The sequence below is a fragment of the Bradyrhizobium niftali genome (assembly GCF_004571025.1).
GTDB lineage: Bacteria > Pseudomonadota > Alphaproteobacteria > Rhizobiales > Xanthobacteraceae > Bradyrhizobium > Bradyrhizobium niftali.
The window spans coordinates 84,753-111,674 of sequence record NZ_SPQT01000014.1 but is presented as its reverse complement, the minus strand read 5'-3'; the positions used below and the strand labels follow the sequence as shown (position 1 = coordinate 111,674).

At 65.2% G+C, this 26,922-nt stretch carries 25 protein-coding genes; 3 read left to right on the top strand and 22 right to left on the bottom strand.

Features of this window, described 5'->3' with window-relative positions; translation table 11 throughout:
- Positions 1-941: 941 nt before the first annotated feature.
- The 3 genes from E4K65_RS23525 to E4K65_RS23515 all read right to left on the bottom strand — a co-directional run bounded on the left by E4K65_RS23525 (position 942) and on the right by E4K65_RS23515 (position 4,322).
- The gene (locus E4K65_RS23525) at positions 942-1,949 is read right to left on the bottom strand and encodes an Hsp33 family molecular chaperone (RefSeq protein WP_135176181.1); all 1,008 of its coding nucleotides are present in this window, start codon (positions 1,947-1,949) and stop codon (positions 942-944) included.
- A gap of 241 nt (positions 1,950-2,190) precedes the next feature.
- On the bottom strand, positions 2,191-3,114 hold the full coding sequence (argF, locus tag E4K65_RS23520; protein ID WP_027542314.1) for an ornithine carbamoyltransferase: 924 nt from the start codon (positions 3,112-3,114) through the stop codon (positions 2,191-2,193).
- Positions 3,114-4,322, bottom strand: coding sequence for an aspartate aminotransferase family protein (locus E4K65_RS23515; protein ID WP_167771071.1), 1,209 nt, complete (start codon positions 4,320-4,322; stop codon positions 3,114-3,116). The genes argF and E4K65_RS23515 overlap by 1 nt, the downstream gene beginning before the upstream one ends.
- Positions 4,323-4,777: 455 nt before the next feature.
- On the opposite strand from E4K65_RS23515, the gene E4K65_RS23510 reads away from it, so the two are divergent.
- Positions 4,778-5,287: a GcrA family cell cycle regulator gene (locus E4K65_RS23510; protein WP_008143480.1), complete on the top strand. Its 510-nt coding sequence runs from the start codon at positions 4,778-4,780 to the stop codon at positions 5,285-5,287.
- A gap of 278 nt (positions 5,288-5,565) precedes the next feature.
- On the opposite strand, the gene phoB is transcribed toward E4K65_RS23510, so the two are convergent.
- From phoB to E4K65_RS23430, 14 genes are all read right to left on the bottom strand, one after another.
- On the bottom strand, positions 5,566-6,273 hold the full coding sequence (gene phoB, locus E4K65_RS23500; protein ID WP_008143479.1) for a phosphate regulon transcriptional regulator PhoB: 708 nt from the start codon (positions 6,271-6,273) through the stop codon (positions 5,566-5,568).
- A gap of 22 nt (positions 6,274-6,295) precedes the next feature.
- Positions 6,296-7,012, bottom strand: a complete 717-nt coding sequence (gene phoU / locus E4K65_RS23495) for a phosphate signaling complex protein PhoU (RefSeq protein ID WP_011083915.1) — start codon at positions 7,010-7,012, stop codon at positions 6,296-6,298.
- A gap of 11 nt (positions 7,013-7,023) precedes the next feature.
- Positions 7,024-7,845: a phosphate ABC transporter ATP-binding protein PstB gene (pstB, locus tag E4K65_RS23490; protein WP_135176179.1), complete on the bottom strand. Its 822-nt coding sequence runs from the start codon at positions 7,843-7,845 to the stop codon at positions 7,024-7,026.
- Complete coding sequence (gene pstA, locus E4K65_RS23485; protein ID WP_135176178.1) at positions 7,842-8,687, bottom strand: phosphate ABC transporter permease PstA; 846 nt, start codon at positions 8,685-8,687, stop codon at positions 7,842-7,844. The genes pstB and pstA overlap by 4 nt, the downstream gene beginning before the upstream one ends.
- 4 nt (positions 8,688-8,691) lie before the next feature.
- Positions 8,692-9,681, bottom strand: a complete 990-nt coding sequence (gene pstC / locus E4K65_RS23480; RefSeq protein ID WP_167771087.1) for a phosphate ABC transporter permease subunit PstC — start codon at positions 9,679-9,681, stop codon at positions 8,692-8,694.
- Positions 9,682-9,822: 141 nt separating this feature from the next.
- Positions 9,823-10,836, bottom strand: a complete 1,014-nt coding sequence (gene pstS / locus E4K65_RS23475) for a phosphate ABC transporter substrate-binding protein PstS (RefSeq protein WP_135176176.1) — start codon at positions 10,834-10,836, stop codon at positions 9,823-9,825.
- 144 nt (positions 10,837-10,980) lie between these two features.
- Positions 10,981-12,279 carry an ATP-binding protein gene (locus E4K65_RS23470; protein ID WP_135176175.1) on the bottom strand — a complete coding sequence of 433 codons (1,299 nt, stop codon included), beginning with the start codon at positions 12,277-12,279 and terminating at the stop codon, positions 10,981-10,983.
- A gap of 57 nt (positions 12,280-12,336) precedes the next feature.
- Complete coding sequence (locus E4K65_RS23465; RefSeq protein WP_027542306.1) at positions 12,337-13,392, bottom strand: lysylphosphatidylglycerol synthase domain-containing protein; 1,056 nt, start codon at positions 13,390-13,392, stop codon at positions 12,337-12,339.
- A 422-nt stretch (positions 13,393-13,814) separates the two neighbouring features.
- The gene (locus E4K65_RS23455) at positions 13,815-14,246 is read right to left on the bottom strand and encodes a GNAT family N-acetyltransferase (RefSeq protein WP_135176173.1); all 432 of its coding nucleotides are present in this window, start codon (positions 14,244-14,246) and stop codon (positions 13,815-13,817) included.
- Positions 14,247-14,263: 17 nt separating this feature from the next.
- On the bottom strand, positions 14,264-14,491 hold the full coding sequence (locus E4K65_RS23450; RefSeq protein WP_135176172.1) for an Rdx family protein: 228 nt from the start codon (positions 14,489-14,491) through the stop codon (positions 14,264-14,266).
- Positions 14,492-14,502: 11 nt separating this feature from the next.
- Positions 14,503-15,435, bottom strand: a complete 933-nt coding sequence (locus E4K65_RS23445; RefSeq protein WP_135176171.1) for a haloalkane dehalogenase — start codon at positions 15,433-15,435, stop codon at positions 14,503-14,505.
- Positions 15,432-16,022 (bottom strand): TetR/AcrR family transcriptional regulator, encoded by a 591-nt coding sequence (locus E4K65_RS23440; RefSeq protein ID WP_167771086.1) that lies wholly within the window; start codon positions 16,020-16,022, stop codon positions 15,432-15,434. The genes E4K65_RS23445 and E4K65_RS23440 overlap by 4 nt, the downstream gene beginning before the upstream one ends.
- 123 nt (positions 16,023-16,145) lie before the next feature.
- Positions 16,146-16,442 (bottom strand): hypothetical protein, encoded by a 297-nt coding sequence (locus E4K65_RS23435; RefSeq protein ID WP_025575554.1) that lies wholly within the window; start codon positions 16,440-16,442, stop codon positions 16,146-16,148.
- 2 nt (positions 16,443-16,444) lie between these two features.
- Positions 16,445-17,839: an OmpA family protein gene (locus E4K65_RS23430; protein ID WP_025575556.1), complete on the bottom strand. Its 1,395-nt coding sequence runs from the start codon at positions 17,837-17,839 to the stop codon at positions 16,445-16,447.
- Positions 17,840-18,004: 165 nt separating this feature from the next.
- Between E4K65_RS23430 and E4K65_RS23425 the strand changes: the two genes are divergently transcribed.
- Positions 18,005-19,063, top strand: a complete 1,059-nt coding sequence (locus E4K65_RS23425; RefSeq protein WP_135176168.1) for a polysaccharide deacetylase family protein — start codon at positions 18,005-18,007, stop codon at positions 19,061-19,063.
- 286 nt (positions 19,064-19,349) lie between these two features.
- Positions 19,350-20,150: an SDR family oxidoreductase gene (locus E4K65_RS23420; RefSeq protein WP_135176167.1), complete on the top strand. Its 801-nt coding sequence runs from the start codon at positions 19,350-19,352 to the stop codon at positions 20,148-20,150.
- A gap of 164 nt (positions 20,151-20,314) precedes the next feature.
- Here the strand turns inward: E4K65_RS23420 and boxB are convergent, their stop codons facing one another.
- The 5 genes from boxB to E4K65_RS23395 form a co-directional block, all read right to left on the bottom strand.
- Positions 20,315-21,766, bottom strand: coding sequence for a benzoyl-CoA 2,3-epoxidase subunit BoxB (gene boxB, locus E4K65_RS23415; protein ID WP_025575561.1), 1,452 nt, complete (start codon positions 21,764-21,766; stop codon positions 20,315-20,317).
- Positions 21,767-21,916: 150 nt separating this feature from the next.
- Positions 21,917-23,605 carry a 2,3-epoxybenzoyl-CoA dihydrolase gene (gene boxC, locus E4K65_RS23410; protein WP_135176166.1) on the bottom strand — a complete coding sequence of 563 codons (1,689 nt, stop codon included), beginning with the start codon at positions 23,603-23,605 and terminating at the stop codon, positions 21,917-21,919.
- Positions 23,606-23,716: 111 nt separating this feature from the next.
- Positions 23,717-24,241: a DUF309 domain-containing protein gene (locus tag E4K65_RS23405; protein WP_135176165.1), complete on the bottom strand. Its 525-nt coding sequence runs from the start codon at positions 24,239-24,241 to the stop codon at positions 23,717-23,719.
- 21 nt (positions 24,242-24,262) lie between these two features.
- On the bottom strand, positions 24,263-25,081 hold the full coding sequence (locus tag E4K65_RS23400; protein ID WP_135176164.1) for an alpha/beta fold hydrolase: 819 nt from the start codon (positions 25,079-25,081) through the stop codon (positions 24,263-24,265).
- Between the two features lie 262 nt (positions 25,082-25,343).
- Positions 25,344-26,885, bottom strand: a complete 1,542-nt coding sequence (locus E4K65_RS23395) for a benzoate-CoA ligase family protein (RefSeq protein WP_025575567.1) — start codon at positions 26,883-26,885, stop codon at positions 25,344-25,346.
- Positions 26,886-26,922: the final 37 nt, after the last annotated feature.

The following is a 26,922-nucleotide window of genomic DNA, read 5'->3' as shown; positions in this document are numbered from 1 at the left end:
GAAGGCGGAAGCAATCCAGAGTCTTTCCGCGGAGGGATTCTGGATTGCTTCGCTGCGCTCGCAATGACGGAGTATGAGGTATGGGCTGGTTCTCCAGATAACACTGTCATTCCCCGACTTGTGCGCACTTGCGCACTGGGGCGGGGAATCCAGTACGCCGCGGCTCCTCGGCCGAACCACAACTGTCTCGGAATACTGGATCGCCCGGTCAAGGCGGGCGATGACAGCGAGTGTGTGGTCGCAGACATGCCTTCCCGTCCTCGCGGCGGATTTCGCCCGAGCTTTGCTTCGTCGCTCCACCCTCCAAGCCAAGAGGGCGCAGGGAAGGCCGGGTGCTGACCTCGCACCCGCGGTCTGCTGCGCGAAAGGTAGCGCAAAAGAACCGCACAGCAGCATACAGGTGGTGCCAATCACTCGGCCTTCCCTGCGCAGTGGTTGGACGGCTTATGCCGTGCTCTCCCGGGAGCCGAGTTCCTTCTGGCCTCCCTCACCCCAGCGGAATTCACCGACACCGCGCCGGTTGACGCGACTGCCGCATTCGCAAGAGCTTGACCGTAGCAACGACGGCCAGGACCACACGGTTTTGCCGTACGCACGGCCCGCCATTTCGCCGCGGTTTTCCCGGCCCTGTCGACGGAGCCGGAAACCTGCTGGCGAGACGAACCCTGGCAGCGCCGTTCGTCCGCACGAAGCCTTGGGGCTCACGGAGAGCAATCCGCCCTGCCCCACGCCTCTCGCGCCCGACGCTGCCGCGTCCACCGCAAGCCCGGCTCGCGAAAATGACGACCACATGATCGCCCCTCGAGGATGAGCCGGGATGGCCGACACATACGACAAAACCGAATTTCGGTAAAGCGGAATATTTTTGCACCGGCCGATTGACAGCTTCGCGGGTGTTTTGCCCGTCGGGTCACGCGATGCCGTAGGGTGGGCACGATGCTTTACGCGTCCTCCACGCCCGCCTCGTCCGGCGTGAAATCGTAGACCGACGAGCAGAACTCGCAGGTGACGACGACCTTGTCGTCCTTGACCATCGCGGCGCGATCGTCCGGCGAAAAGCTCTTCAGCATCGACGCGACCGCGTCGCGCGAGCAGGAGCATTGCGCCTTCAGGACCAGCGGCTTGAACACGCGCACGCCACGCTCGTGGAAGAGGCGGTAGAGCAGCCGCTCGCCGGACAGCTCCGGATCGATCAGCTCGACGTCCTCGACGGTCTCGATCAGCGAACGCGCCTCGACCCAGGCGTCGTCTTCCGCGACAGCATGCACTTCGACGCCTTCGGGCGCATCGCCGGGATGCAAGTCCGCCTGCCGCGCGCGCTCCGGCGCCTTCGGCAAAAACTGCATCAGCATGCCGCCGGCACGCCAGCGATGCTTGCCGCCGTCGTTCGAGCGCCACTCCTCGCCGACCGCAAGACGCACGCGCGTCGGGATCTGCTCGGAACGCAGGAAATATTCGTGGGCGGCGTCTTCGAGGCTGCCGCCGTCGAGCGCGACCAGACCCTGGTAGCGGCTCATGTCGGGGCCCTGGTCGATGGTCATGGCGAGATGGCCGCGGCCGAGCAGCGTGCCGGAATCCCTGATCTCACCGAGGCGCGCGGCGTCGAAGCGGGCATAGGCACGAAGTTGATCAGGCGCCTTGTAATCCACCACCAGGAACGACACCGGACCATCGGTCTGGGCCTGGAGGATGAAGCGGCCCTCGAATTTCAGCGCCGTTCCGAGCAGCGTCGTCAGCACGATGGCCTCGCCGAGCAGCTTGCCCACGGCAGCAGGATAATCGTGCTTGGTCAGGATGTCGTCGAGCGCCGGACCGAGCCGCACCAGCCGGCCGCGCACGTCGAGCGCGTCGACCTCGTAGGGGAGCACGGCATCGTCGATCGGAACTGCTGATGGTGCGCGAACCGGGCCTTCAGGCCCGGTTTTCATGTCAGGGGATTGGGAAACCATGGCCGTCTATCTGGGGTCGGTGGGTGGGAAATGGAAGGGGGGCGTGAGGCAGCGTGCTCCGGATGCAGTTATGATTGCACACGATATTGCAAATTCGGTGTCGTCCCGGCGAAGGCCGGGACCCATAACCACAGGGCGTGGTTATGCGAAGATTCGCCGTTCGGTACGCCTACTTTCCGCAACCGAGAAATCACGCGGTATGGGTCCCGGCCTTCGCCGGGACGACGGATAGTTCGTCCCGTTACTTCACCGCGTCGAAGCACCAGGCCAGAATGCCCTTCTGCGCGTGCAGGCGGTTTTCGGCCTCGTCGAACACGACCGATTGCGGGCCGTCGATCACCTCGTCGGTGACCTCCTCGCCGCGATGGGCGGGCAGGCAGTGCATGAACAGCGCGTCGGGCTTGGCCAGCGACATCAGCTTGGCATTGACCTGGTAGGGCTTGAGCACGTTGTGGCGGTGCTCGCCCTCCTTGTCGCCCATCGACACCCAGGTGTCGGTGACGACGCAATCGGCGCCGCGCACGGCGGCTTCCGGATCGGTGCCGAGCATGATCGGCGCGCCTGACGTCTTGATCCAGTCGCGCATCGCCTTCTTCGGCGCCAGCTCCGGAGGCGTTGCGACGTTGAGCTGAAACTTGAAGCGCTCGGCGGCATGCGCCCAGGACGCCAGCACGTTGTTGTCATCGCCGGTCCAGGCCACCGTCCGGCCCTCGATCGGGCCACGGTGCTCCTGATAGGTCAGGAGGTCGGCCATCACCTGGCAGGGATGCGAGCGCCGGGTCAGGCCGTTGATGACAGGCACGGTCGCGTTGGCCGCGAGCTCCAGCAGCGCGTCGTGGTTGAGGATGCGGATCATGATGGCGTCGACATAGCGCGACAGCACGCGCGCGGTGTCGGCGATGGTCTCGCCGCGGCCGAGCTGCATCTCGGCGCCGGTGAGCATGATGGGCTCGCCGCCGAGCTGGCGCATGGCGACGTCGAACGACACCCGCGTACGGGTCGAGGGGCGCTCGAAGATCATCGCCAGCGTCTTGCCTTCGAGCGGCCTCACCGGCTGATGCGCCTTCTGCTTCGCCTTCATGGCGGAGGAGGCGTCGAGCATGCTCTTGAGCTCCGACAGCGGGAGCTCGTTGATATCGAGGAAGTGCTTCGGCGACTTGCTCATCAGCTTGCCGCCCGCTTGGTCTGACTGGACGAGATCGCGGCGCAGGCGCGTTCGAGCCGCCCGACGCTGTCCTCGATCTCGGCTTCGGTGACGATCAGGGGCGGCAGGAAACGCACGACATTGTCGCCGGCGCCGACCGTGAGCAGCTTCTCGTTGCGCAGCGCCGCGCCGAGATCGCCTGATGGCACCACGGCCTTGATGCCGATCAGAAGGCCTTCGCCGCGCACTTCGCTGACGATGTCGGGATAACGATCGATCACGGAGGCGAGCTTCTGCTTGAGCAGCAGCGACATCTTCTGCACGTGGTCGAAGAAGCCGGGCTTGAGCATGACGTCGAGCACGGCGTTCGCCGCCGCGACCGCGAGCGGATTGCCGCCGAAGGTCGAGCCGTGCGAGCCGGGACCCATGCCGGCCGCCGCATCCGCGGTCGCCAGGATCGCGCCGATCGGAAAGCCGCCGCCGAGCGCCTTGGCCAGCGACATCACGTCAGGCGTGACGCCGGTGCGCCGATGCGCGAACAGATCGCCGGTGCGGCCCATGCCGGTCTGCACCTCGTCGAAGGCGAGCAGCAGGCCCTTCTCATCGCAGAGCTGGCGCAGCGCCTTGAGAAAACCCGGCGTCGCCGATCGCACACCGCCCTCGCCCTGGATCGGCTCGATCAGGATGCCGGCGGTCTGCGGACCGATCGCCTTCTTGACGGCCTCGATGTCGCCATGCGGCACCTGATCGAAGCCATCCATCGGCGGACCAAAACCTTCGAGATATTTTGCAGATCCCGTTGCAGCCAGCGTCGCCAGCGTGCGGCCGTGGAAGGCGCCTTCGAAGGTGATGATGCGGTAGCGCTCCGGATGCCCCTTGGAGAAGTGGTGATGGCGGACCAGCTTGATCACACCCTCCAGCGCCTCGGCGCCGGAATTGCAGAAGAACACGAAGTCCGCGAAGCTCTCATTGCACAGGCGCGTCGCGAGCTTCTCGCCATCCGGGCTCTGAAACAGGTTCGACATGTGCCAGAGTTTTGTCGCCTGCTCCTGCAGCGCCTTGACCAGCGCGGGATGGGCGTGGCCGAGCGCGTTCACCGCGACGCCGGACGTAAAATCGAGATAGCGATCGCCATTGGTCGCAATCAGCCAGCAGCCTTCGCCGCGCTCGAAACCGAGGTCGGACCTGGCGAAAACGGGAAGCAAATGCGGCGCTGCGCTGCTAGTCATGACGGTCACTTGATGTTGCGGACGGTGTGAGCGTGCATTGCGCAACGCACCATTGACCGGCCCGGAAAACGAAACGTGCCGCCTTTTAAGGGCGGCACGTGACACTATCTTATGCTTGGTGAAACCGGTGTCAATGCCGCCCGAAAGCCTCGCGAAACGCTGAATCCGTAGTCTTGCGGTGCCAAATTTGCCGGGTTTTGGCCACGGAACATGTGGAAGCGAGTCGGCTGACTCTTGCGCGTGAGTCACGCCATATTGTAGCGTTTGGCTTGTCAGATACGACATCTCGTGCAGCAGTTCTGATCCTCTAAGTCCTCATGTACCGGCGTAAACGTTCGGGCGCATCTGGTGCGCCCGGCGAGCCTTAAGGGATTCTGACGGCACGGGTTTTTCGAGGCTAAGGCATTCGCCGCGAGGCGCCAGGATGGCAGCCGCACGGCGAGGGAAAGGGTGCAATGACGGTTTTGACATGGTCCGACGATCGCGTCGAGCAGTTGAAAAAGCTCTGGGAGGCCGGATTATCGGCCAGCCAGATCGCAGCCGAGCTCGGTAACGTGACCCGTAATGCCGTGATCGGCAAGGTGCACAGGCTCGGCCTGTCCGGCCGCGCCAAGAGCCCCTCATCGGCGGCTCCGCGGCCGCGCAAGGCGCGTCCCGCGCAGCACATGATGCGGGTGAGCCGCCCCATTGCGCGCGGCAACACCGCGCTGGCGCAGGCCTTCGAGGTCGAGGTGGAGGCCGAACCGGTCACCTACGACAACGTGGTGCCGATGAGCCAGCGGCTGTCGCTGCTGGAACTGAACGAGGCGACCTGCCACTGGCCGGTCGGCGATCCCTCGAGCCCGGATTTCTTCTTCTGTGGCGGCAAGGCGCTGTCGGGCCTGCCCTACTGCGCCCAGCACTCGCGCGTGGCCTATCAGCCGGCCGCGGATCGCCGGCGCGCACCGGCCAAGCCCTCGCGGTGAGTTCGCGGATCTAGCTGACTGCAAAGACGACGCCGTTACGCGACGCCGTTACGCGACGACGGCTCGACACACTCCGATGTCGTCCCGGACAAGCGCGCCAAAAGCGCGCGCAGATCCGGGATCCATAGCCACCGCAAAATGTGGTTACGGGGACTCGGAGTTACCTTTTTCGCGCAACAACCACGTCCTGTGATTATGGGTCCCGGATCTGCGCTTACGCTTGTCCGGGACGACACTGAGAGTGTGGCTGCAGCCCGCTAACCCAACCCTCACCAACCTTACGTCTGCTCCGCCTTCGCAAAGCGATCATCCAGCGCGTAGCCGGCGCCGCGGACGGTGCGGATGGGATCCTGCTCGCGGCCGAGATTGAGCAGCTTGCGCAGGCGGCCGATATGGACGTCGACGGTGCGCTCGTCGATGTAGATGTCGCGGCCCCAGACGCTGTCGAGCAGCTGCTCGCGCGAGAACACGCGGCCGGGATGCTCCAGGAAGAACTCCAGCAGGCGATATTCGGTCGGGCCGAGGTCGATCGGCCGGCCCGAGCGCGCCACGCGGCGCTTGTCGCGATCGAGCTCGATGTCGCCATAGGCGAGCACGGTGGCGAGCCGCTCGGGGCTGGCGCGCCGCAGCAGGCCCTTCACGCGCGCCAGCAGCTCCGGCACCGAGAACGGCTTGACGATGTAATCGTCCGCGCCGGTCGCAAGACCCCGCACCCGCTCGCTCTCCTCACCGCGCGCGGTGAGCATGATGATCGGCAGCTGCTTGGTCTCGGGCCGGGTCCGCAGCCGCCGGCACAGCTCGATGCCCGACAGTCCCGGCAGCATCCAGTCGAGCACGATCAGATCGGGGATATGTTCCTTGAGGCGGGTGTCGGCGTCGTCGCCGCGCATCACCGTCTCGACGTCATAGCCGTCGCCTTCGAGGTTGTAGCGGAGAAGCTCGGTGAGAGCTTCCTCGTCCTCAACCACCATAATGCGTGCGCCCATGGTGTCGTCGCTCCTTGCGTCTTCAGGTATTCGGGACCGTCGTGGCGAAGGTCGTCATGTCGCCCTTCGGCCGCTTGTCGGTGATCGCCTGGCCCTCGATCATGTAGAACACGGTCTCGGCGATGTTGGTGGCGTGGTCGCCGATCCGCTCGATGTTCTTGGCGCAGAACATCAGATGGATGCAGAACGAGATGTTGCGCGGATCCTCCATCATGTAGGTGAGGAGCTCGCGGAACAGCGAGGTGCAGATGGCGTCCACTTCCTCGTCGCCCTTCCACACCGCCATCGCGGCCGGCAGATCGTGCGCGGCATAGGCGTCCAGCACCGACTTGACCTGCTGCTGCACGAGGTCGGTCATGTGTTCCAGGCCGCGGAACAGCTTGAGCGGATGGAAATCCGTCTCCAGCGCGGCGACGCGCTTGCCCATGTTCTTGGCGAGGTCGCCGATGCGCTCGAGATCGGTCGCAACGCGCATGGCGCCGACGATCTCGCGCAGATCGACCGCCATCGGCTGGCGGCGGGCGATGGTGAGCACGGCGCGCTCCTCGATGCGCTTCTGCAGCGCGTCGAGCTCGGTGTCGGTGGCGACCACGCGCTGGCCGAGCGCGACGTCGCGGCGGATCAGCGCGTCGACGGAATCGACGATCATGCGCTCGGCGATCCCGCCCATCTCGGCGACGAGTCGGGTGAGCTCCTGGAGGTCGGTGTCGAAGGCCTTTGCGGTATGTTCAGAACCCATGTCCCGTCTCCTCAGCCGAACCGGCCGGTGATGTAATCCTGCGTGCGCCGGTCGCTCGGCGACGTGAAGATCTTGCTGGTGTCGTCGAACTCGATCAGCTCGCCGAGATACATGAAGGCGGTCTTGTCGGAGACGCGCGCCGCCTGCTGCATGTTGTGGGTGACGATCGCGATCGTGTAGTTCTCGGACAGTTCCTGGATCAGCTCCTCGACCTTGGCGGTCGAGATCGGGTCGAGCGCCGAGCAGGGCTCGTCGAACAGGATCACCTCGGGCCGCACCGCGACGGTGCGGGCGATGCAGAGGCGCTGCTGCTGGCCGCCGGAGAGCGACAGGCCGGAGGCGTTGAGCTTGTCCTTGACCTCGTTCCACAGCGCGCCGCCGCGCAGCGCCTTCTCGACGCGGTCGTCCATCTCGGACTTCGAGATCTTCTCGTAGAGGCGGATGCCGAAGGCGATGTTCTCGTAGATCGTCATCGGGAACGGCGTCGGCTTCTGGAACACCATGCCGACCCGGGCGCGCAGCAGATTGAGGTCGAGCTTGCCGTCGAGGATGTTGGTCTGGTCGAGCATGAGCTGGCCGGTGGCGCGCTGACCCGGATAGAGGTCGTACATCCGGTTGAAGATGCGCAGCAGGGTCGACTTGCCGCACCCCGACGGGCCGATGAACGCGGTGACGCGGTTGGCGCCGAGCGTCAGGTTGATGTTCTTCAGCGCGTGGTGCTCGCCGTAATAGAAGTTGAGGTTGCGCACCGTCACCTTGGCCGGGGCCTCGGGCAACACCGGCGCCTGGGGCAAACCACCGGCCGCGCTCATCGATACGGAAAGCTCACTCATTTTGCGGTCCTCTCGGCGCCAAGGATGCGCGCGCCAATATTCAGGGCAAGAACGGTAATCGTGATCAGCAGCGCGCCGCTCCAGGCCAGCTGCTTCCAATAGGCGTAGGGGCTCTGGACGAAGTTGTTGATGGTGACCGGCAGGTTGGCCATCGTCTTGTTCAGGCCGAGGCTGAAGAACTGGTTCGACAGCGCGGTGAAGAGCAGCGGCGCGGTCTCGCCGGCGACGCGGGCGGTTGCGAGCAGCACGCCGGTGATGAGGCCGGAGCGGGCGGCGCGATAGGCGATGCGCTTGATCACCAGCGAGCGCGGCAGGCCGAGGGCGGACGCCGCCTCGCGCAGCGCGTTCGGCACCAGCAGCAGCATGTCCTCGGTCGTGCGCAGCACCACCGGGATGACGATGACGGCGAGCGCGAGGGAGCCTGCGATCGCCGAGAAGCCGCGCATCGGCACCACCACCGCGCCGTAGATGAACAGGCCGATGATGATCGAGGGCGCCGAGAGCAGGATGTCGTTGATGAAGCGGATCACCGAGGTCAGCTTGTCGTTGCGGCCGTACTCGGCGAGATAGGTGCCGGCGAACAGGCCGAGCGGCGCGCCGATGCCGACGCCGAGCACGGTCATGATGATCGAACCGACGATGGCATTGCGCAGGCCGCCTTCGGTCGAGCCCGGAGGCGGCGTGTCTGCCACGAAAATCTCAAGGTTCAGACCGGCGATGCCGTTGTAGAGCAGCGTGATCAGGATCAGCGCAAGCCAGGTAACGCCGAAGGCGGCGGCGGCCATGCAGAGGCCTCGGATGACGAAGTCCTTGCGGCGGCGGCGTGAATAGATCGGGTTCATGGCGTCAGTTCCCCGCCTTCTTTTCCAGCCGCATCAGCATCAGCCGTGCCGCTGCGAGCACGAAGAACGTCAGCACGAACAGCAGGAGGCCGAGCAGGATCAGGCCGGACTGGTGCAGGCCGTCGCTCTCGGCGAACTCGGATGCGATCGCCGCCGAGATCGTGGTGCCCGGCGCGAAGATCGACCCCGAGATGCGGAACGAGTTGCCGATGATGAACGTCACCGCCATGGTCTCGCCGAGCGCGCGCCCCAGCGCCAGCATGACGCCGCCAATGACGCCGACGCGGGTGTAGGGGATCACCACGCTGCGCACGACTTCCCAGGTGGTGCAGCCGACGCCGTAGGCGGCCTCCTTCAGCACCGGCGGCACCGTCTTGAACACGTCGACCGAGATCGAGGTGATGAAGGGCAGCACCATGATGGCGAGGATCAGCGCGGAGTTGAACAGGCTGAGATAAGACGGGGGCCCCGCGAAGATCGCGCCCAAGACGGGGACGCCGTCGAAGATCTTGATCATGAAGGGCTGGAAGGTGTTGGCCAGGAACGGGCCCAGCACGAAGAAGCCCCACATGCCGTAGATGATCGAGGGAATGCCGGCGAGCAGCTCGATCGCCATCCCGATCGGGCGGCGCAGCCATTGCGGACAGAGCTCGGTGAGGAAGATCGCAATGCCGAGGCCAACGGGAATGGCAATCAGCATCGCGATGAAGGAGGTGACGAGCGTGCCGTACATTGGCCCGAGTGCGCCGAGCACGGGCGGATCCGCCGACGGCGCCCAGCGCTGCGTCCACAGGAACGACAGGCCGTATTCCTTGATCGCGGGGAAAGCGCCGACGATCAGCGAAACGATGATGCCGCCGAGGATCAGCAGCACCGAGATCGCGGAGAGCCGCGTGATCCAGTAGAAGGTAACGTCGCCGAGCTTGAACGCGCTCAAGGCCTTGGCACGATCATACGGTCCGGCGTCGTCGATTATATCGCTCTGAACGGCCATCTCTGCCACGCCGATCCCCTGTACCCGTTATATACGCTTGCTGTCGGTCTTGTTGTTGGTCTTGCGCTCCGGATGCGGCGCTGGGCCGATCCGGAGCGGAGGTCTTTTGAGATCCCGGCGCGCTGTCCGGGACAGGAGTGCTTAGCTCTTGATCTCGGCAGCCCAGGTCTTCTCGATCAGGGTCACGACACCCTCGGGCATCGGGATGTAGTCGAGCTCTTCAGCCGCCTTGCCGCCGTTCTTGAAGGCCCAGCGGAAGAACTTGATGGCTTCCTGCGAGGCCGCCTTGTCGGTGGCATCCTTGTGCATGAGGATGAAGGTCGCCGCCGTGATCGGCCAGGACTTCTCGCCGGGCTGGTCGGTCAGGATGACGTAGTAGCCGGGTGCCTTGGCCCAGTCGGCGTTCGAGGCGGCCGCCTGGAAGGCCTCGACGGTCGGCTGCACCGGCTTGCCGGCCTTGTTGACGAGACCGGCGTAGGTCAGCTTGTTCTGCTTGGCATAGGCGTACTCGACGTAGCCGATCGAGTTCTTGGTCTGGCCGATGTTGCCGGACACGCCCTCGTTGCCCTTGGCGCCGACGCCGACCGGCCACTCGACGGCCGTGCCCTCGCCGACCTTGCTCTTCCAGTCCGCGCTGGCCTTGGAGAGATAGTTGGTGAAGTTGAAGGTGGTGCCCGAACCGTCCGAGCGGCGGACCACGGTGATCGCGTCCGAGGGCAGCTTCAGGTTCGGATTGAGCTTCTTGATCGCGGCATCGTCCCACTTGGTGATCTTGCCGAGATAGATGCTGGCGAGCGTCTCGCCGTCGAACACCATTTCGCCCGGCTTCACGCCCTCGATGTTGACGACGGGAACGATGGCACCCATCACCATCGGCCACTGGACGAGGCCGTCCTTCTCGAGCTGCTCGGCCTTGAGCGGCGCGTCGCTGGCGCCGAAGGTCACGGTCTTGGCCTGGATCTGCTTGATGCCGCCGCCGGAACCGATCGACTGGTAGTTCAGACCGTTGCCGGTCTCCTTCTTGTAGGCGTCAGCCCACTTGGAATAGATCGGGAACGGGAACGTCGCGCCGGCGCCGGTGATGTCGGCAGCAAAGGCTGCTGTCGTCGATGCGGCGACCAAGCCGGCAGCGACGAATGTTTTGAGGAAATTCATGCTGGTCTCCATACAGGGGAGCGAAGCGCCATCCGCGCCCGATCGCGCTCCCCGTGCCGCCCCTTTAGGAGCGGTCGGCTGTGCTTTTACGAAGGTTTAGTGACAGTCGGATGACAGCCTCAAGCAATTGAAATCGCTTGAGTTTCAGGCTGTCGCCGGAGCCCTGACCTGGGGAAAGCAGGCGGTGAAAGTGGCGCCCTGTTTCGGCACGCTTTCGATCACAAGCCGGCCGCGATGCCGGTTAAGAATATGTTTCACCAGCGATAATCCGAGCCCGGTCCCGCCCTGCAAGCGGCTGTCGCCGACGTCGACCCGGTAGAACCGCTCGGTCAGCCGCGGCAGGTGCTCGGGCGCGATGCCGGGGCCGAAATCCCGGACCATGACCCGGATTTCCTGAGTTCCATCAGTGGCGGCGCCCGAGGTCAGTGACACGATGACGCGTCCGCCCGAGGCACCGTATTTGAGCGCGTTCTCGATCAGGTTCTCGAACAGGCGGAGCAGTTCCTCGCGGTCGCCCGCGATCATCACCGGCGGCTCCGGCAGATGGATCTCGACCTCGACCTGGCGCTCGCGCGCCAGCGGCTCGAGCCCGTCGGCGACCTGGCGGATGATCGGCAGCAGGTCGACCAGGGTGTCGGGCCGCACATGGGCCGACAGCTCGACCCGCGACAGCGAAAGCAGATCGTCGATCAGGCGCGCCATGCGGGTGGCCTGGTTGTGCATGATGCCGAGGAAGCGCTCGCGCGCCTTGGGGTCGTCCTTGGCCTGGCCCTGGAGCGTGTCGATGAAGCCGGACAGCGCGGCGAGCGGCGTGCGCAGCTCGTGGCTGGCATTGGCGACGAAGTCGGCGCGCATCTCCTCGACCCGGCGCAGCGGCGTCTGGTCGTGGAAGGTCATCAGCATGCATTTGTCGGCGCCGCCGAAGGTGGTCGGCACCGGCACCGGCGTGATGATCAGCTCCATCCAGCGATCGACCGGGACATGGTCGAGATAGGTCGCGCGCCGCGGCTCGGTGGTCGCGATCGACTCGCGCAACGCCGTGATGATCTCCGGCGAGCGCAGCGCGAACTGGGCGAGCTCGTTCCGGCGCAGCGCCGGCGCGAGCTGGGCCGCGGCCGCGTTGAGATGGATGACGCGGCCGGCGCGGTCGAGCAGCACCGCCGGGTCCGGCATGCCGGCGACGACCGCGGCCACCGCGGCGCTCTCGACCGGATTGATGCGCCTGACATCGTCGCGCGAGGCGGCGGTGTCGTGCAGCCGCCAGGGGATCAGCGCCGCAGCGGCGATGCAGAGGAACACGGCAATGGCGTGCAACGCCGACAATTCGCCGAGCGAGACCACGACCGACAGCGCCAGCGCCGCGGCGATCAGGATGATCGTCGAGTGCCGCAGCCGGTCGGACCAGGGCTGCGCGGTGGGAGACGAGGGGGCGTCGATCGCCATCGGGCGGGCTTCTCCTAAGGGCTTGTCCTGACGGCCCTGTCCTGAAGGCTTGGCCGATCAGGCGCCGCTGTCGCTGCGCTCTCTCACATAGGCGGCTTCACGCGCCGGGCCGGGGTCGAGCTTGAGCGCCGCCTGCTGCAAACGCTTCGATCGGGCGCCGATTATAACTTCGCGAAACGTCAGCAAGATTACAGATATGACGAAGGGGGACAGATAATAGAGGACGCGGAACAGCAGCATGCCGCCGAGGAGTTCCTCCCGGTCCATCTGCCAGAGGCCGACCAGCATGGCGGCGTCGAACACCCCGAGGCCCCCGGGCGAGTGGCTGGCAAAGCCGAGCAGGGTCGCCGAGACGAAGATCACCGCGACCACGACGAAGCCGAGATTGGGCTCGTCCGGGACCAGCACGTACATCGCGAGCGCGCAGAAGCCGAGATCGATGATGCCGATCGCAATCTGGAGCAGCGTCAGCGGCCCGCCCGGCAGCACCACGGTCCAGGGCCCGCGGCCGACCACGCGCGGCTGGGTCCAGACCCAGACCACATAGCCGACCAGTCCCACGATGATCATCAGCGCCAGCGTCCGGTTCAGCCAGGGCGGAAGCTGGTCGATCGAGGCCGCCGCCTCCGGATGGTAGGAGATGCCGAGCCCCAGCACAGCGGCATTGCCGAGCCAGAAGGTCAGGCCGGCGAGGAAGCAGATCTTTGCGACGTCGATCGCGTTCAGCCCATAGGCCGAATAGATGCGGTAGCGCACCGCGCCGCCGGTGAAGACGCTGGCGCCGACATTGTGGCCGATCGAATAGCTGGTGAAGGCGGCGAGCGCATTGATGCGGTAAGGCACGTGGGCGTGGCCGATCGCGCGCACGGCGAACAGGTCGTAGAAGGTCAGGGTGAAATAGCCCGCGGCCACGAACAGCGCCGCCATCGCAATCTGGCTCGGCTCGGTGCTCTTGATCGCCTCGATCACCTCGTTGAAGTCGATGCCGCGCAGCATGTGGTACAGCACATAGCAAGCGATGCCGATGACCGCGACGCTGATCACAACTCCAAGCTTATGCAGGATTTGCTTCTGCCGCAGCAACGTCGTCGCCCTGCGTATGGCTTCCAGCATCTAGACCTCGAACAACGCTTCAACGGCCAGGACGGCCGGCGAACAGACGGACGACGTACAGGCACTCAACGAACCCTCGCCGCCGGCTCCGGCATCGCGCGTGCCCCCTGCCCCTCCACTAGCGCGTTTTGCGGCGGAGTGGAATTCGTCAATTCGAACAAAATCACGTGCCTTCAATATTTTAGGCAGGGTTGCAGGCTCCGGATGCACGGTTTGGCGCTTTCGGCGGCAAGGCTGACGCGAATCTCCATGGCAATCCTGCGCAGGCGCCATGAAGTTTTGATGATTTCGGCCGCACAATGTTCCGTCACGTTTTAAGCTGACGTCAATCTATGGACCACGCCCGGCTGTTGAAAGAGGGGCGACGGGGTCGTTCTGGACGGATTTCCCGATGCACCGGACGGGTGCAGCGCAGCGGCAGCTTAAGGGGCGGTCAGATAGCCGCGCTGATAGGCGCTGGCCTGGTCGTCGAAAATCGCCATGGCCGTCGTCATCCGGCGGAAGCCGAGACGCTCATAAAAGCCCTCTTTGCCAGGCACCGCGTAGAGGATGATTTTGCGATGTCCGCGGCATCGCGCCAGCAGCCGCTCGATGATCTCGCGGCCGAGGCCTTGCCCCTGACAGTCCGGGTGCACCGCGACGTCACAGAGATAGGCGCAGTCGCGGCCGTCCGCCAGCGCCCGGCCGGCGCCCACCAGCCGGCGCTGGTCATAAGCGAAGGCACTGAACATGCTGTTGCCGAACACGAGCGCGAGATCGGCTGGTGTCTTGTTGCCGAGCGGAGCGATGCGGTAGAGCGCGGAAAGCTCGTTCCAGTCGATTGCCGCCAGACCTTCGTTCCAGACAACCGACATCTGCGTACCTCCCCGGATCAATGCCGCGCCGCGGTAACGGCCGCGACGATCTCGTCGGTGCCGGGAAAATGGCCCTTGCTGCGGCTGGCGACAATCTTGTCGCAGAGTTTGACCTGAAAGATGCCGCCCTTGCCGGCCACGAGATCCGCCTCCAGCGCCAGTTGCCGGCGCAGCGCCGCGGCAACTTCCTTCGCACGCTTCTCGTAGCCGCAGGGACGGCAATAAATGATCGTCACATCCGACATCGCATCCCTCCTCACGCGGCGAGCTGCGGACGCACCGCCTCGATGCCGGCGATCCAGCCGGCCACCGATCGGCCGATTGCGTCAGCGTGGTCCTCCTGCAGATAATGCAATCCCGCGCCGAGCCGGATCAACGCGCAATGCCTAAGCGAGGCCGCAAACCGCCCGGCAAATTCCGGCGAGACCAGCGCGCCCGGTTCGCCCGTGAATAGCAGTTTCGGATAGGAAGATGCGGCCAGCGCCGCGTGGGCGGATTGGAGCGCCTCATAGACATCGGCAGGCTCTCCCGCGATCGGCAGTTCGCGGGGAAACGCAAGAACGGGGCGACGGCTCTCGGGCGTCGGGAACGGCGCACGATAGGGCGCCATCTCTTCGTCGCTGAGCTTGCGGACGATTCCGCCGGGCAGAACGCGCTCGACGAACGCATTCGCCTCGAGGATCATGGCCTCACCCTCGCCAGGCGTCCTGAACTTGCGAAAGACCGCTCTCGCCGCCTCGGCATGGTCTTGCTCCTCCGCGACCTCGGTATGGTGGAAATCCTGCCAGGTCGGCATCGGGCGGATGAATTCCATGAAGGCTAATCCGCGCACGAAATCCGGCCGGCGCGCGGCGAGATGAAATGCGAGCGCGGTGCCCCAGTCCTGCGCGACGAGATAGGCCGATGTGATGCCGCGCTGTTCGATGAACGCATCGAGATAGCGGACATGGTCGAAGAAGCGGTAGGCGATGTCGGGCTTGCCGGATTGGCCGAGGCCGATGAGATCGGGCGCAATGCAATGCGCGACCGGTGACACCAACGGCAGGATGTTGCGCCAGATGTGCGACGAGGTTGGGTTGCCGTGCAGAAACAGCACGACCGGCGCATCCTGCGCACCCGTCTCGCGATAAGCCATGCTGCTTCCCAGCACGGGCGCGTTGCGAATCTCGATCTCGATTGGCTTGCTCATGTCGGCTCCCTGAACACGGTTTGAAATGCGATGGTCTTGAAACGTTCGAGCGCTTTCGGATTGCGATCGACCTTCATCCGCAGGATCGCCCCCTGCCAGGACGCGAGCAGGAAGTCGGCGAGCTCCCCGGGCTCGAAATCGGATGCGATCTCGCCGTGCGCCTGAGCGTCGGCGATGCAGGCCGCGAACGGCACGCGCCATTCGGCAAAAATCTCGGTCAGGCGTGTGCGCAGCATTTCGCTGCTGCCGGTCGCCTCCAGGCTGAGATCGCCGATCAGACAGCCACGACCATAACCGTCGGCCTCGAGCCGCCCGGTGATGATGTCGAGATAGCGCTTGAGGCGCGCGCGCGGCGTCAGCGAGGTGTCCTCAAGCGCTTCTGCGACCAGCGCCCTGGTGACGTCGAAGTAGCGGTCGAGCACCTCCGAAGCGAACGCTTCCTTGGAGCGGAAATGGTTGGTGAAGGACCCCTGCGGCGCACCCGCCGCAGCGGTGACGTCGCGCACGCTGGTGCCGTGATAGCCGGTCCGGAACATGACCTTGAGGCCGGCGTCGAGGATGGCGTCTTTGAGCGAGGGCTTTGGCATGGAGCGCATAATACGTACGTACGTATTATTGTCAAGCGCGCTTTCTCCATTGGGTAATTTGGCTACCCATCAATCCGTTATCGCGATGTCAGGCAGGCGCCCCCTTAAGGCGGGCCCCGAGACTCAAGCCGCTGGCTGGCTCCGCGAGACCACCCGGTCGCGCAGCCAGGCGCCGATGGTGCAGCCGACCAGGTAGCAGGCGAACATGATGAGGCCGAGGTCGAGCCAGTAGCCGAAGCGGCCGGGGACCACATGCGCGAACGAGGCCGCGACCAGCGCGACGGCGAGCGCGGCGAGCCAGCGCGCGGTGACCTTCGAGGTGCCGTTGCCGCGCTGGACCACCGAGATCCAGCCCATGCAGAAACCCAGCACCAGCGATCCGATCAGCCAGCCCAGATGGAACGAGAGGAGATAGGGCATCGTCACCTCACCAGAAATTCGATGCGGCGGTTCTGCGCCTTGCCGTCGTCGGTGTCGTTACCGGCGACGGGCTGCGTGCTGCCGTGGCCGACCGCGGCGAAGCGGCTGGCGGGAAGGCCGGCCTTGACCAGATAGTCGATCACCGCCTGCGCGCGCTTCTCCGAGAGAGCCTGGTTGAACGCGTCCTCACCGTCGGCATCAGTGTGCCCGGCGACCTCGATATTGGTGGTGGGACAGCGCAGCGCCGTCTCGATCAGATGGTCGAGGATTCCCGCAGAGTCCGGATCGATGTCGGCGCGCTTCGTTGCGAAGCGGATCTTGCCCTTGGTCAGGAGCTCGGAGAACAATTGCTGGCAGACGGTGCCGTCGACCGGGCCCGGCGCGGGCTTCACCGTGATTTCCGGCTTGTACTGCCAGTTTTTCGGGAAGTCCTTGCCGAGGCCGGCACGAATGTCGTTGGCAGCGCCTTCATAGAGCGCATCGCCCGACAGCTTCACCTCGCGATCGGACACCACGAGCGTGCCGGTCGACAGCCGCGACAGCGCTCCGAGCGCTGCGACCACGGCGGGATTGAAGGCGCCGGGCGCACCGAGGCTGGCCTTGAGATTGTCGACGACCTTCTCGTTGAAGAATTTTCGCGACGCGCTGGTCGCGATCGCCGCATGGACATTGTTGTCCGGAACATAGCCGGTCAGCGTCACGGTCGCGGCAACCGGGTCCTTGTAGGCCTGGAAGATGTAGGGCGGCGCCTTGATGTCGTTGGCGGCGATCGAGAACCCTTCCGGCAAATTCTTCAGCGCAGCCGCGATCGCCTCGCGTCCGCCGAGCTCGCGCGCCATCCCCGACAGATTGACCTTTGTGTCGGAGATCGTGATCTTGCCGTCCTTGAGCTTGCCGATCTGGTCGAGCAGAAGCATCGCGGCGGCCTCGAAACGCGGTGGCGCGCCACGCGCCAGCCCCATCTGATCGGCCACCTCGACGCCGCCGACCTCCTTGCGTGCGACCTCCGTCAGGCGGGCCTTCATCGACGGCAAGGGCGCGGAGCCCGACAGCGTCACCCGCACCACGTCACGCTCGGCGTTCCAGACGAAGGGCTTCGCCTCGGCAACGAGGCGGGTCCGGTCGTCGACCAGGCGCACGCCCGGGACGATCTCCACCGCCATCACGGCGTCACGGCGCCCTTCCTCGGAAAAGGCGTCCGCGGCCAGGCTGACGTCGCGGCCGTCCACCGCGATCCGGGTCTTGTCCAGAACGGTATCCTTGAGCGCCGCCGAGCTGCGGGCAGACAGGTCCGCCTCGACCGGTAAGGTGTTATTCCAGGCCGCAAATCCCCACATGACGGCCAGGGGGATCAGCCCTGGCCACCATTTGCTGGCCCACCTGAAAAGCTTCTGCATTCGACGACCCGAACTCTGGAACCGGAGACAAAACAAACCCTTGGCAGGCTGTCAAACCGGAAATGGCGGCCCTCGCAAGGCCTTTGCGTGGACAATTGGAATAACTTTTTCTTCAAGGGTTCTTCCGTAAGTTGAAAACGGAAGGCCAGAGTCCGCCAGCGGGTCATGAAACAACTTCGTAACAACGTCATCCGCGCCGGGCTGGGAGCACTCTATTTCAGCGGAGCGCACCACCTGTTGCGCCCGCTCCTGTCGGGCGTCGGCGCCATTTTCATGCTGCACCACGTGCGGCCGGCCCGCGACGCCGCGTTCCAGCCGAACCGGCATCTGGAGGTCACCCCGGATTTCCTGCGCGCGACGCTGCGCCATCTGCGCTCGCGCGACATCGACATCGTCAGCATGGACGAGCTGCATGAGCGGCTGGCGCAGGGCCGGTTCACCCGCCGCTTCGCCGCCTTCACCCTCGACGACGGCTATCGCGATAATCTGGACCATGCGCTGCCAGTGCTGCGCGAATTTGACGCGCCTTTGGCGGTCTATGTCGCGAGCGATTTCGCCGAGGGCACCGGGCGGCTGTGGTGGACGGCGCTGGAAGCCGTGATCGCCGGGGCCGAGCAGATCGACGTAACAATCGGCGATTCCGCGCTCCGGCTCGACGCGACGACGCCTGCCGCGAAACAGGCGGCGTTCGACCGCCTGCACGACTGGCTGCGCGCGCTGCCGGGCGAGCATGATCTCTCGCGCGAGATCGCGGCGCTCTGCGCCAGGCATGGCGTCGACATGGAAGCGCTGTGCCGCACCCTCTGCCTGTCCTGGGACGGGGTGAAGCAGCTCGCCGCAGATCCGCTGGTCACGATCGGCGCGCACACCATCAGCCATTGCAATCTCGCCAGGCAGAGCGAGGAGATCGCCGCGCAGGAGATGGCGGTGAGCCGCGCGCGGATCGAGCAGGCACTGGAGCGTCCCGTGCTGCACTTCGCCTATCCCTATGGCGACCGCGAGGCAGCCGGGATGCGCGAATTTGCGCTGGCCGCATCGGCCGGCTTCAAGACCGCGGTGACGACACGACCCGGCATGCTGTTCGCCGAGAACGCCGGCCACATGACCGCGCTGCCGCGCGTCTCGCTCAACGGCAATTACCAGGACGCGCGGATCCTGCCGGTGCTGACCTCGGGCGCCGCGACCGCGATGTGGAACGGCTTCCGCCGGATTGCGGCGGCGTAGCCTCACCCCCGCTGTCGTCCCGGCGTAGGCCGGGACTCATACCGCGGAATCTATCGATTGCGGTTGGTATGAGTACCGGACAACGAGTCTTCGCCAAACTTCTCCCTGTGGTTATGGGTCCCGGCCCCCGTGCGCAATTGCGCACTAGGCCGGGACGACAAGTTGAGGCTGATGCAGCCGCGGCCATAACCAACTCTGCCGTCGCCCTGGCGAAGGCCAGGACGACGACGCGATTGACTCCCTCCCCCTCCCCGCCCAAAACGTCGCCAAACCAAAGGGAGGTACCATGTTCAACGATCTGTTCTCGCTCAAAGGCCGCATCGCACTCGTGACCGGCGGCTCGCGCGGCATCGGCAAGATGATCGCGGCGGGCTTCCTGGCGCAGGGCGCTGCGAAGGTCTACATCACCGCGCGCAAGGCCGGGCCGTGCGAGGCGACGGCGAAAGAGCTCTCAGACCAATATGACGGCGAGTGCATCGCGCTGCCGATCGACATCTCGACCGTCGAGGGCTGCGACAAGCTCGCGGGCGAAATCATCAAGCTGGAGCCGAAGCTCGACATCCTCGTCAACAATGCCGGCGCGGCCTGGGGCGCGGAGTTCGACGAATTCCCCGAAAGCGGCTGGGACAAGGTGATGGACCTCAACGTCAAGTCGCTGTTCTTCCTGACCAAGGCGCTGGCGAAGCCGCTGCGCGCGGCGGCAAGCGCAGAACGTCCGGCCAAGGTCATCAACATCGCCTCGGTCGACGGCATCTTCGTCAATCCGGGCGAGACCTATTCCTACGCCGCCAGCAAGGCCGCCGTGATCCATCTGACGCGGCGCATGGCGACGAAGCTGATCAAGGACAACATCAACGTCACCGCGATCGCGCCCGGCGCGTTCAAGTCCGACATGAACCGGGCCGCGCGCGACCATTCGGACGAGGTCGCCAAGCGCATTCCGGCGCGGCGCATCGGAACCGACGAGGACATGGCAGGGGTCGCGATCTATCTCGCCTCGCGTGCCGGCGATTACGTGGTCGGCAACACCATCGCGGTGGATGGCGGCGTGGTCTACGCCAATGCCGGGCTGGAGATCGCGGGTTAGGCGGCGGCGCCCACACTCCGCTGTCATGCCCCGGCTTGACCGGGGCATCCAGTACGCCGCGGCTCCTCGATTTATCTCTGCTGTCTCTGGAATACTGGATCACCCGCTTTCGCGGGTGATGACAGTCTTCGTATGGCGCGGTCGTCGCGTCTCGCAAGCAGCCGTTACGACTCGATCTTCACGTACTCGAAATCGCCGGGCTTGTTGTCGATGCCGACTTTCGGCGGCGAGATCCAGGAGGCGAACTTGCCGGTTTCGGTGACGGGCTGCATCAAGGAGGTGATGAAGTCGCCGTCGGCCGTCGAAGGCAGCCACTCGTCCTTGCGCTTGGCCCAGGTGGCATCGTCGATCAAAATGCCGTCGGGTGTGGCGTGGACGTCCTTGAACTCGCCGATGTGGCGGTGGAAGGCGACGTTGGGCAAGGTCAGCTTGAAGTCGTAGCCCGCGGTCGAGATCACCTTGTTCCAGCGCAGCATGCCCTTGACGCAATCCTGGCTGTAATCGTCGCGCAGGCGCATGTTGAGCGCGGTCAGCGCCGGCTCGTCCACCAGCTTGATCTCGCCGTTGATGAACTTGAGCACCGGATAGGTGGCGTTCTTGAGCTGGTGATCGTCCTCGATCTGGGTCTCGTGATAGCGGCCCTTGATGCCGGCGTTGAAGGCGTTGGCCGCGTTGGTCGAGACCTCGGAGCCGAACAGGTCGAGCGACAGCGTGTAGTGCAGGTTCAGCTTCTTCTGGATGGTCGGCAGGTCGATCACACCGAGCGCGCGGACCTTGGCGATGTCGGTGGGATCGGTGATGCCGGCTTCGCGCATCGCATCGCAGGTGCGCTGCACGACACGGGTGATGCCGGTCTCGCCGACGAACATGTGGTGCGCTTCTTCCGTGAGCATGAAGCGGCAGGTGCGCGACAAGGGATCGAAGCCGGACTGCGCGAGGCTGTGCAGCTGCATCTTGCCGTCACGGTCAGTGAAGTAGGTGAACATGAAGAAGGACAGCCAGTCCGGCGTCGCCTCGTTGAAGGCGCCGAGCATGCGCGGCGCGTCCGCATCGCCGGAGCGGCGGCGCAGCAGATCGTCGGCTTCCTCGCGGCCGTCGCGGCCGAAATACTTCTGGAGCAGGTAGACCATCGCCCAGAGGTGGCGGCCTTCCTCGACATTGACCTGGAACAGGTTGCGCATGTCGTAGAGCGAGGGCGCGGTCTTGCCGAGGTGGCGCTGCTGTTCGACCGAGGCCGGCTCGGTGTCACCCTGGATCACGATCAGGCGGCGCAGCATGGCGCGATGCTCGCCTGGCACTTCCTGCCAGGCCGGCTCGCCATAATGCTCGCCGAAGGGAACGACGCGGTTCTCTTCCTGCGGCGCAAGCAGGATGCCCCAGCGATAGTCGGGCATGCGGACATAGTCGAACTTGGCCCAGCCGCGCGGATCGACGGAGTAGGCGGTGCGCAGATACACCAGCGACTCCTGAAAACCTTCCGGCCCCATGTCGCTCCACCAGTCCATGTAGCCGGGATGCCAGCCTTCGAGCGCCTTCAGCACCTGGCGGTCTTCGGCGAGATTGACGTTGTTGGGAATCTTGGTCGAGTAGTCGACGTTCATGATGTTCATGTTCATGGCCGTGCTCCTTGGTCTGTCTCTTGTCCCGGACACTGCGCAGCGCGAAGCGGTGCACTGCAGAGCCGGGACCCATGATTCGGTCCACTATGGGTCCCGGTTCTGCGCAGCGTCACTTCGTGCCGCAGCGCGCCCGGGACACGAGAGTCATCAAACCCGCGTCATATCGAATTTCGGCTTCTGCCCGCTGCCGTAACGGCGGAGCGCGCCTTCCTCGCCGACCGCGTTCGGGCGCTGGAAGATCCAGTTCTGCCAGGCGGTGAGGCGCGCGAAGATCTTTGATTCCATCGTCTCCGGGCCGACGAAGCGGAGGCTCGCTTCCATGCCGGTGAGGCTGTCGGGCGAGAAGCTGGCGCGCTCCTCCAGAAACACGCGGACCTCGTCATCCCAGTCGATGTCGTCGAGCGCGAAGGTGACGAGGCCGAGCTCCTCGGCCTCCTCGGCGTCGAGGCTGGTGCCGACGGTGGCTTCCGCGCGCTCCAGGTCGGACGGGTCGGCCTGGAAGCGCGACTGCAGCCGCGTCAGGCCATGGCTCATCGGATACGGGCCAAAGTTCATCGCCGACAGCTCGATCGACGGCGGCGGCCGGTTGTCGCCCTGGCGGGTGCCGATCAGCATGTAGGAGCGATCGGCGGCGAAGACGAGCTCGGCGAGCGTGCCGGCAAAGCAGGAGCCGGGCTCGACCAGCGTCACCAGCGTCCGCGAGGTGACGTCGATACGCTTCAGCACGCGCTTCCAGTAATGCCTGATCTCGTTGACCAGCCAGTGCGCCTTGTTGGTGTCGAGGAAGGCGTCGGCTGCGAGCACATGGGCGCGGTCGCCATGGCTCTTGAACACCAGCATGGCGATCTCGAGCTCGTTGATGCGCAGATGCAGGATCGCATCGTCGAGCTCGCGCGCGACCTGGAGCGGCCAGAACGAAGCGCCCTGCGCCATCATGCCGTCGATGTCGGCGGGCGGCGCCGTCTCCGGCGCCTTGATCGAGATGGTGGCGATGCGGGCGGCACGATCGACGTCGACGGTGACGAAGCCGTAGCGCAGGCTGGTCTCGTCGACGATGCGCCTGAGCGGCGTCAGCGCAATGCCCTTGCCGCTGCCGCTGCGCCTGGAGGAAGCTGCGAATTCCTTGACGCGCTCGGCAATCCTGCCTTCCAGCTTGGAGTTCGGCGCGATCTCGTCGACGAGACGCCACTGCACGGCGCGCTTGCCTTTCACGCCTTCCTCGATGGTGCAGAAGAAGTCGGCATGGTCGCGGCGCACCTTGCGCTTGTCGACGACGCGGGTGAGGCCGCCGGTGCCCGGCAGCACCGCGAGCAGCGGCACTTCGGGCAGCGCCACCGAGGAAGCACCGTCGTCGGCGAGGATGATGTGGTCGGTCGCGAGCGCGAGCTCATAGCCGCCGCCGGCGGCCGAGCCGTTCACCACGGTGATGAAGCGCTGGCCGGAATTCTCGGACGAATCCTCGATGCCGTTGCGGGTCTCGTTGGTGAACTTGCAGAAATTGACCTTGTGGGCATGGGTGGAGCCCGCGAGCATGCGGATGTTGGCGCCGGCACAGAACACGCGGTTCTTGGCCGAGCGCATCACCACGACCTTCACCTCGGGATGCTCGAAGCGCAGCCGCTGGATCGCATCGGCAAGCTCGATGTCGACGCCGAGGTCGTAGGAATTGAGCTTGAGCAGATAGCCCTCGAACAGGCCGCCATTCTCGTCGACGTCCATGGTCAGGGTCGCGACGTCGCCGTCGACCGCGAGCTTCCAGTGCTTGTAGCGGGACGGTTCGGTCTGGAAATCGATGAATGTCGCGCCGCCTGCGAGGCGCCGATCTTCCCCGGCCATGGGCCACCCTTGAGTTCGTCTTGGTTTAACCGTTAGATGCACAATAATGCACATTTTGGCGTGCGTCTAGTCCCTAACGGCCAAGACATGCACTTTGTTTCATGAGGGCGCCTAGGACCGCACGATGGCGCCGAGTGCGATCCAGTCGGCCTTGGAGAGCTGGGGACGGCCGATCTTGGCCTGGAGCAGGGCCGTCAGCGCCGCAATGGGGAAGCTCTCGACAAAGCCGTCGCCGACTGCGGCCGTCTTGCGCGCGCTCAGCGCGCGCAGCTCCGCCAGCGCCTCGCCGAACAGCCGTGCCGCCGAATGCGACCTCTGCATGCGCAGCCGCAAATTCGCATTGGCGACGTGGATACAGGCCCGCAGCAGAATGCGCTCGCGGCCGCCCTGGGGCGCCGCGGCCCACACCGCCTCCAGCACCTCCTGCGCTTCCCAGAAATAGCCGCGGTCGTTGAGCGCGAGCCCGTAGCGCAGTGCCGGATGGCGCGCCGGCACATGGCCGCGAAAGGCCGAGGGCACCAGCGCCTTGGCCATGTCGAGCGTCACGTAGTCGGCATCAAGCCCGGCGGCCTCGCCCGGCACATAGGCCCATAGCGGCCACGGCAATTGGCCGCTCGCATTCGGCGGCGCACTCATGACAGGTGCGCCTCCGCAACGTCATGCGGCGCGTCCCTGAAGTCCCTGGTCGTCGCGCAGGGCCGCCTTTGCAAATTGCTCGATCGCGTCAAGCGTCGCCCCCGGCGCTTCACGATGCGGGGAATGTCCCGCGCCTGAAATGACTTTCAAATCTACCGGACAATAACACTCTTCCTGCGCGATCTCGACCTGGCGCAGCGTGCCATATTGGTCGTCCACACCTTGCAGGACCATGACAGGTACGCGGATATAGGCGAGATATTCCGAGATGTCCCAGTCGCGGAATTTCGGATCGAGCCAGGCGCCGTTCCAGCCGTAGAAGGCGTTGTCGACGTCCTTGTGCCAGCGCGCGAGCTTGGTCTTGAGATCGGTGGTCTCGAAGGCGGTCTTGATCGCGGCGATGGATTTCACCGAGATGTCCTCGACGATGAAATGCGGCGCGATCAGCACGAGGCCGTTCAGGCGATGATCCTGATGCGCGCCGGCATAGATCGTCGCGATCGAGGCGCCGTCGGAATGGCCGAGCAGGAGGCCACGTCTGAAGCCGATCGCATCGAGCAGTTTCGGCAGCACGTCCAGCGCCTCGCGCTGCATGTAATCGAGCGGCCGCGGCAGCGCGACCGGGCTCGACTGCCCGTAGCCCGCACGCGAATAGACGAAGATGCCGGCACCGGTCGCCTCTCGAAGCTTTTCCGGTAAGTCGCCCCAGAGGCCGACCGAGCCGAGGCCTTCGTGCAGCATGACGATGGTCGGCGCGCCCGCCGATTGCGGCGCCAGCCATTTGTATTCGAGGCTGGCGCCACCGATGCTGAGGAAGCCTGTGGGGCTGAGATTGGTCATGCTGTCACTCTGCTCTTCCGTCTTGTTCAGCGAGGAACGCAATCACGCGCCGCTCACTCCATCGTTCCCTCCCCCCTTGCGGGGGAGGGCTAGGGAGAGGGGTGCCACGCGGGGACTCCGAGTGTGACGAAGAACATCTGGCACGCGGCAACGAATACCTTTTCCTGGGCTACCCCCCTCCCCTGCCCTCCCCCGCAAGGGGGGAGGGAGCGCAGTGGAGTTTGCCGCGACAGTGTCAATCACCATCAACATGCGCGCCCGCTCAATTCGCCCCTTCCCGCAGCTTGAACCGCTGGATCTTGCCCGTCGCCGTCTTCGGCAGCGAGTCCACCACGTCGATCCAGCGCGGATATTTCCACGGGCCGATCTTCTGCTTGACGTGCTCCTTCAGCATCTCCTGCAAGTCCGCCGTCGCTGCGCCCGGACGCAGCACGACGAAGGCCTTCGGTTTCAGGAGGCCTTCCGGATCGGCCTCGGGCACGACGGCCGCTTCCAGCACCGCCGGATGCGTGATCAGCGCGCTCTCGACCTCGAACGGCGAAACCCAGATGCCGGAGACCTTGAACATGTCGTCGGCACGGCCGCAGAAGGTGTAGCGGCCCTCGGCATCCCGGACATATTTGTCGCCGGTGCGGGTCCAAGGGCCCTCGAAGGTGCGGCGGCTCTTGTGGCGCTGGTTCCAGTAGCCCTCGCCTGCGGAAGGCGCATCGACCAGGAGCTCGCCGACCTCGCCGTCGGCGACGTCCTGGCCGGCCTCGTTGACCAGCCGCACCGCGTAGCCCGGCACCGGCTTGCCGGAGGAGCCGTATTTGATGTCGCCGGGCGCGTTCGACAGGAAGATGTGCAAGAGCTCGGTCGAGCCGACGCCGTCGAGAATGTCGACGCCGAAGCGCGCCTTCCAGCTGTTGCCGACGGATTCCGGCAACGCCTCGCCGGCCGAGGTGCAGATGCGCAAGCTCTTTCCGCCACGCTCGCCCTTCATCGTCTCGTCGTTGAGCATGGCCGCGAACAGGGTCGGCACGCCGTAGAAGATCGACGGGTTGTAGCGGTTCATCAGGTCGAACATGCGTGCGGGCGTCGGACGCTCGCTGTTCAGCACCACGGTGGCGCCGACCGACATCGGGAAGGTCAGCGCATTGCCGAGACCATAGGCGAAGAACAGCTTTGCCGCGGAGAGGCAGACGTCGCTCTCGCGAATGCCGAGCACCTGCTTTGCGTAGGTGTCGGCGGTGGCCTGCAGGTTCGAATGCAGATGGCGCACGCCCTTGGGCATGCCGGTCGAGCCGGACGAATAGAGCCAGAATGCCGGCTCGTCCGGATGCGTCGCGGCGGTGGTGAACTGATCGCTCTCGCCCGCGAGCTCCTCGGCGAGTTGCTTGTGGCCGTTCTGCTTGGCGCCGGAGACCACGACATGCTCGAGATCGGGCATGCGGCCGACGACGTCCTTGATGACGGGATAGAGCGCTTCGGAGACGAACAGCACGCGGGCACGGCAGTCGGCGAGGATGTAGGCGTATTGATCCGCGGTCAGCAGCGTGTTGAGCGGCACCGGCACGATGCCGGCGCGGATCGCGCCCAGGAACAGAAGCGGGAAATCGACCGTATCGAGCATGATCATCGCCACGCGCTCCTCGCGGCGGACGCCGAGACGGCGCAGCATGTTGGCGGCGCGGCGGCTTTCGCGCTGAAGCTCGCCATAGGTGAGCCGCGAGACGGTGTCGTCGAAGGCGAGCTTGTTGCCACGCCCTTCCTCGACGTTACGGTCGAGCAGCCAGGTCACCGCGTTATAGGATCCCTCGCTCACGGACTTCTCCCCCGAATTTAGAATTATAATTCATAGA